Origin of the sequence: Flavobacterium rhamnosi, from assembly GCF_048286515.1 — a bacterium.
In the GTDB taxonomy this organism is placed as follows: domain Bacteria; phylum Bacteroidota; class Bacteroidia; order Flavobacteriales; family Flavobacteriaceae; genus Flavobacterium.
In genome coordinates, this window is the sequence record NZ_JBLVPS010000028.1 from 38,213 (window position 1) to 44,220 (window position 6,008).

Sequence of the window (6,008 nt, forward strand, 5' to 3'; positions counted from 1 at the left end):
CTACTATTAGATTGGAAAAATGAAACTTACTTTGAATCCTTTTTGGAATTTAGCATCAAATGTAGTGGTTCCTTTTATTGCCTGAATACGGTTTTCCACATTCTGCAGTCCATTTTTTAATTTTAATTCATCGAATGTTGCTCCTACGCCGTTATCAGTGTAATCGATTTGTAGTTTATTTTCATTTTTTTTGAAAGTTAGTACAACTAAGCTACATTGACTGTGCTTCTTCATGTTGACAAGCAATTCTTGCAGGACACGATAAACAGTAATTTTTTTATTGTCATCTATTGCTATCCAGTTGATTGTATCTATTCCATTGGTCAGTATGTTAACTGTACTTGTGTTGAAGCCGGACATCATTTCTTTTACGTTAGAGGCAAAGAGAGGTCCCGTTTCTACGATACTGTTTTCTTTAGAAATGTTTCGTGTTCTGGCATAAATTGTATCCAGATTAGTAAGTAATATTTCTTTATTCTGACTGGTAGACAGATCTTGTGTCTCAGCAAAAGCCATAGTGTGATACACATCGTTAGCCAGTTCATCATGAAGTTTCTTCGAAATTCGAATCTCTGTAGTGTAGGAGGCTTTTATTTTTTCTCTTTTGTTTTTTGCGATAAGAAAATGAGAGATGAAAAGACTTGTCAAAACGGTAATTCCGACAACAAAATACAGAAGTATATTTCGATTTTGTTGTTGTTGTTGGTGCATTATAGTTTGTGCTTTTAGTTTTAGATTCTCTTCTTTTTCTTTTTTGAAATCGTATTTTATTTTAGCAAATTGATTTTTAGCTTTTAGTCGTACTTTGCTAATACTATCATTGATTTTTAAATAAAGCAATGAATATTTATGAGATTGATTTCTGGGACCATTTTGTATTAATGATTTTAAACATTCTAAACGAGTATCTACGCTTTTTACCTTTGTTGCTTTTTTGTAGGTAAGCAAAGCATATTTATTAGATAGATTAGGATTTCTTGTTTTGTAATATTCGGATAAGTTATGATAGCTTGAGAGTATCCCCCAGTAATCCTTTATTTGTTCTCTTATTTTTAAACCTTGATTTAAATAGTATAGTGCTTTAGGATTTCCAGCTTTATCATAGGTGTGTCCTAGATTATCATTTAATCGGGCATATGTATCGGGATATTTTAAAAGTTCTTTTTTTAAAACCAACGGCAAAAGAATTTGAATGGCTTTTTGATAGTCTCCCTTTTCTGTATAAGCCATACTGATATTATTTTTAATCGCTGATTCTATGTTCTCATCTGTTTTTGAATTTATAGCTTTTTTGAAATAATATATTGCATTGTCATTATCAAATGTAAATAGGTAATTGTTGCCCAATCCTATATATACATTGGTTTCTCCATATAGGTATTTATTAGAATTTTCGATTAATGGAAAGGCCTCAATACTTGTAGTCTCACTTCCGAAATAATCTCCTTGATTGCGCTGTATTTGAGCCATCCATGATAAGGAGTGAATAATTCTAGAGGTGTCCTTTTTTAATTCAGCGGCATATTTGGCTTTACTGAAATAATAGTAGGAACTGTCAAATTCTTGATTTTCATTATGTTTGTGAGCAACTTCCAGAAGTCTATTGATTTCTGCAAGATTGTGTTGTTTCTTCGGGTTGGTTCGTGTCTTTTTCTCACAAGATTGCAGAACCAAAAAGAATGCTAACAATAAAATGTAAGTGGGGAAATAAAGCCTTTTGGATACCATTGTTCGAAATTACTGAAATTAATTTTAAAACAGAAGGTATCTGATTGGTATGATTTTTTTTATTTTTAAAGTGTTTTGGATATCGTTTAAAAGTAAAAAACCTCAATCTTTCGATTGAGGTTTTTATATAAGTAAGTAATCTAAATTGAGTTGATAAAACGTTTATTTTACTTTATTAAGTACTGCTTTGAAAGCTTCTGGATGGTTCATCGCTAAATCTGCAAGAACTTTACGGTTCAATTCGATTCCGTTAGCTTTTACTTTACCCATGAATTGTGAGTAAGACATTCCTTCCAATCTAGCTCCAGCGTTAATACGTTGGATCCATAATGCACGGAAATTTCTTTTATTCACTTTTCTGTCACGGTAAGCGTAGCACATTGCTTTCTCTACCGCATTCTTAGCAACTGTCCAAACGTTTTTACGTCTACCAAAGAAACCTTTGGCTTGCTTCATTATTTTTTTTCTTCTTGCTCTTTTAGCAACTGAATTTACCGATCTTGGCATAATTTTTATTGTTTTTTTGTAGCAGGCGTCCCGAATTAAATCAAGAGAACTTAAAAGCCATACTCCAAGGTTATTTTAAATTGTTTTAACCTAAAGAATTATTATATAATTCTTAATTGTTGTTTGATGCTTTTCATATCTGTTTTGTGAACTAGCGCAGAGTGTGTCAATGCTAATTTACGTTTTTTAGATTTTTTAGTCAAGATGTGACTTTTAAAAGCATGCTTTCTTTTAATCTTTCCAGAACCAGTAACTTTAAAACGTTTCTTGGCGCTAGATTTGGTTTTCATTTTAGGCATTTTTTCCTAGTGTTTTAATTTATTCTTACTTACTTACTTATCTTTTGTTTAAAGTTTAAAGTTTCAGTTTTAAAATTGAATACTGTACGCTCGAAACTATTTTTTCATATACGATCTGCTTTGTGCAAGCTGATTACTTTTTTTTCTTTGGAGCAATGAACATAATCATTCTCTTTCCTTCAAGAACCGGCATCGCTTCCACTTTACCAAACTCTTCCAGATCTGTAGCCAATCTCAATAATAAAATCTGACCTTGATCTTTATAGATAATCGAACGTCCTTTAAAGAAAACGAAAGCTTTCAATTTCGCTCCTTCCTTCAAGAATTTTTCAGCGTTCTTTCTCTTAAACTCATAATCATGCTCATCGGTTTGTGGACCAAAACGGATTTCTTTCACAACAACTTGTGTAGATTTCGCTTTTAAGACTTTATCACGTTTCTTTTGTTCGTAAACAAATTTCTTGTAATCCATGATTTTGCAAACCGGTGGTTCTGCATTAGGAGAAATCTCAACTAAATCCAATTCAAATTGGTCAGCTAATCTTAGCGCTTCTGAAAGTTTAAAAACTCCTGGCTCAATGTTCTCTCCTACAAGTCTTACTTCTTGTACACCACGAATAAGACTATTTATTCTGTGTGCATCTTTTTTTTCTACGCGAGGTTGGTAACCTCTGTTGCTTCTTATTGCTATGACTTTATAATTTAAGTTAAACTGTAAATACTTTTAATGTTTTATTGATCTCTTCGTTTACAATAGCAGCAAATTCTTCTATTGTAACGCTGATATTTCCTTTTCCTTCCTGTCCATGACGACGGATAGAAATAGTGCCATTTTTCTCTTCTTCCTCACCTACAATCAGCATAAACGGGGTTTTTTGCATTTCTGCATCCCTAATTTTCTTGCCTATTGTCTCGTTTCTATTATCAACGAGGGCGCGAATTTCGTGATTTTCTAGCAAATCTAAAACTTTTTTCGCATATATTTCATATTTCTCGCTCAAAGACAATATTATAGCTTGTTCCGGCATTAGCCAGAGTGGGAAATTTCCTGCAGTGTGTTCTAATAAGATAGCTATAAATCGTTCCATTGATCCAAAAGGAGCTCTGTGGATCATTACGGGCCTATGTAGTTCGTTATCAGATCCTTTGTAAGTCAGATCAAAACGTTCCGGTAGGTTGTAATCCACCTGAATTGTTCCTAATTGCCATTGTCTTCCCAAAGCATCTTTTACCATGAAATCCAACTTTGGACCATAGAAAGCGGCTTCACCATATTCAACGACAGTATTCAAACCTTTGTCTGCAGCGGCATTGATAATTGCATTTTCTGCTTTTTCCCAGTTTTCATCGCTACCGATATACTTATCTCTATTCTCTTTGTCTCTTAATGAAATCTGAGCCGTAAAGTTTTCGAATCCTAATGAACCAAATACATATAGTACTAAGTCAATTACTTTTTTAAATTCTTCATCCAGTTGTTCAGGAGTACAAAATATATGCGCATCATCCTGAGTAAACCCTCTTACACGAGTCAAGCCGTGTAGTTCACCACTTTGTTCGTATCTGTAAACTGTACCGAATTCAGCATAACGTTTTGGTAAATCTTTGTATGACCAAGGGCGAACATTATAAATTTCACAGTGATGAGGACAGTTCATAGGTTTTAATAAAAACTCCTCCCCTTCAGCAGGAGTACTTATAGGTTGGAAACTGTCAGCGCCATATTTAGCATAATGACCTGATGTTACATACAATTCTTTCTGACCTATATGCGGTGTAACAACTTGTTCGTATCCTCCTTTTTTCTGTGCTTTTTTCAAAAATTGCTCTAAACGGTCTCTCAAAGCGGCTCCTTTTGGCAGCCATAATGGTAAACCTGCACCTACTTTTTGTGAAAAAGCAAACAACTCCAGTTCTTTACCTAGTTTTCTGTGGTCACGACGTTTTGCTTCTTCTAATAATTCCAGGTATTCGGTCAAATCTTTTTGTTTCGGAAAGGAAGTTCCGTAAACGCGAGTCAATTGTTTGTTTTTTTCGTCACCGCGCCAGTAGGCGCCAGCGACGCTCATGATTTTCATCGCTTTGATAATTCCGGTATTTGGAATGTGACCACCGCGACATAAATCAGTGAAAGTATCATGATCGCAAAATGTAATTGTTCCGTCCTCAAGATTTGAAATCAACTCTGTTTTGTATACGTTGTCCTTGTATAATTCTAAAGCGTCTGCTTTAGAAACTGGACGAAGTTTGAATTCGTGCTTCCCTCTGGAAATTTCTAAAACTCTATCCTCAATTTTTTTGAAATCAGCATCAGTGATTTTTTGATCTTCAAAATCTACATCATAATAAAAACCATTTGATATTGCTGGCCCCAGAGTTAATTTTATTCCTGGATACAATTCCTCAAGAACTTGTGCCATCACGTGTGAAGTAGAATGCCAGAAAGCTTTTTTACCTCCTTCGTCGTTCCATGTATATAATATAAGACTGCCGTCCGTCGTCAAAGGAGTTGTTGTTTCCACTGTTGTACCATCAAAAGATGCCGAAATCACATTTCTGGCAAATCCTTCACTAATGCTTTTGGCAACTTCCATAGGAGTTACTCCTGAAGCAAACTCTTTAACTGACCCATCGGGCAAAGTAATCTTAATCATTGTTTATTATTTTAAGAATGCAAATATAGACCATTACAAAAATACATACAATATATATGTAAGGTTTGTTACTATATCAAGTGAAAACAAAATCAGTAGTTGTTATATAGTAAGTAAAGAACGAATATCTCTATCGGTAGTCATTGTTTGTCATTCGTTTCAATCTTCTTTCCGGAAAGAAGCAGGAGAAAGGAGTTCGTGCAATGTGAGTTCTTGTTAAAAAGGGAATAGGCGTGGGCCGGTATGTATTGAGCTTCGGTAAACAAATCGTCGAATAGTAAAGTGTACTTATATATGGTATGCTAAAGGAGCGGTAGAAGTTTCGTAGGATCGAAGAGTCGTTTTTGTATTGGGGTTAAAAAACTTTATGCTTTAAGAATCTTGTTACCAGCGAGTTAAATAAAAAGCAAAAAAAAGTGTTAAAAAAAGCGATTAAAAAGCTTGAATAACTGAATAAAGTAGCTACTTTTGCACCCGCAATGACGCAGACGTTCTTACTTAAATATTGGAAAGCGAATCGAAGATAAGACGAAAGTTTTAAAAAAAAGATTTGCGAGAAAAGAAAGAAGTAGTTATCTTTGCCGACCCGAAAGGGATCAAGTTCATAGATATATTGAGTAGGTGGAATGGCTGAGAAATCAGGATTCACAGGAAAGGAAAACGAGATGAAATATTTTCAAAAAAACTTTTCAAAACACTTGCGAGATTAAAAAGAAGTTGTACTTTTGCACCCGCTTCGAGAGACACACAATGTGGGTTAAACGAGACGAGAAACAAGATAAGAACACGTTCCTAGACATATTGAATTGACAGCCGTTTT

5 protein-coding genes are annotated in these 6,008 nt (G+C 34.3%); all 5 read right to left on the minus strand.

Features of this window, described 5'->3' with window-relative positions; all coding sequences use genetic code 11:
* Positions 1-6: 6 nt before the first annotated feature.
* The 5 genes from ACNQGN_RS16990 to thrS all read right to left on the minus strand — a co-directional run bounded on the left by ACNQGN_RS16990 (position 7) and on the right by thrS (position 5,188).
* Positions 7-1,689 (minus strand): tetratricopeptide repeat-containing sensor histidine kinase, encoded by a 1,683-nt coding sequence (locus ACNQGN_RS16990; RefSeq protein ID WP_417989027.1) that lies wholly within the window; start codon positions 1,687-1,689, stop codon positions 7-9.
* Positions 1,690-1,890: 201 nt separating this feature from the next.
* A complete protein-coding gene (gene rplT / locus ACNQGN_RS16995; protein WP_035633036.1) occupies positions 1,891-2,235 on the minus strand; it encodes a 50S ribosomal protein L20 in 345 nt (114 codons plus the stop codon).
* Positions 2,236-2,336: 101 nt separating this feature from the next.
* Entirely contained in the window at positions 2,337-2,534 is a 198-nt protein-coding gene (rpmI, locus tag ACNQGN_RS17000) for a 50S ribosomal protein L35 (protein WP_022827375.1), read from the minus strand.
* A 133-nt stretch (positions 2,535-2,667) separates the two neighbouring features.
* Complete coding sequence (gene infC / locus ACNQGN_RS17005) at positions 2,668-3,225, minus strand: translation initiation factor IF-3 (protein WP_416843209.1); 558 nt, start codon at positions 3,223-3,225, stop codon at positions 2,668-2,670.
* 16 nt (positions 3,226-3,241) lie between these two features.
* Complete coding sequence (gene thrS / locus ACNQGN_RS17010) at positions 3,242-5,188, minus strand: threonine--tRNA ligase (protein ID WP_417989028.1); 1,947 nt, start codon at positions 5,186-5,188, stop codon at positions 3,242-3,244.
* Positions 5,189-6,008: the final 820 nt, after the last annotated feature.